The organism is Salinivibrio costicola subsp. alcaliphilus (genome assembly GCF_001996185.1).
GTDB classification, from domain to species: Bacteria; Pseudomonadota; Gammaproteobacteria; order Enterobacterales; family Vibrionaceae; genus Salinivibrio; species Salinivibrio costicola.
The window spans coordinates 1-469 of record NZ_MUFR01000136.1 but is presented as its reverse complement, the minus strand read 5'-3'; the positions used below and the strand labels follow the sequence as shown (position 1 = coordinate 469).

Below are 469 nucleotides of genomic sequence, written 5' to 3'. Positions count from 1 at the left end.
GGCGGGTGAGGACAACAGCGCGCCGACGGTCACCATCACCGAAGACGCCAACAATGATGGCGTGATCAGCAGTGACGAGCTCGATGGCCAGGTCGACGTTGAAGTCGGCTTGCCAGCCGGAGCGGTGGACGGTGACACCATCCGCGTCAGCGATGGCACCACCACCAACGAGATCGTGTTGGAGCAGAGCGACATCGACAACGGCAGCGTAGCGACCTCGTTCGATGCGCCATCGGAAGGTGAAACCCTCGAGGTGACAGCGGTGCTGGAAGACCAGTTCGGCAACACCTCGGCAGAAGGCAGCGACAGCGCCGTGCTCGACACCCAGGCGGGTGACGACAACAGCGCGCCGACGGTCACCATCACCGAAGACGCCAACGATGATGGCGTGATCAGCAGTGACGAGCTCGATGGCCAGGTCGACGTTGAAGTCGGCTTGCCAGCCGGAGCGGTGGACGGTGACACCATC

The 469-nt window shown here is 63.3% G+C and carries 1 pseudogene; it reads left to right on the top strand.

The window, feature by feature from the left end:
* Positions 1 to 469, top strand: a pseudogene (locus tag BZJ21_RS15550) (hypothetical protein); the annotation flags it as partial.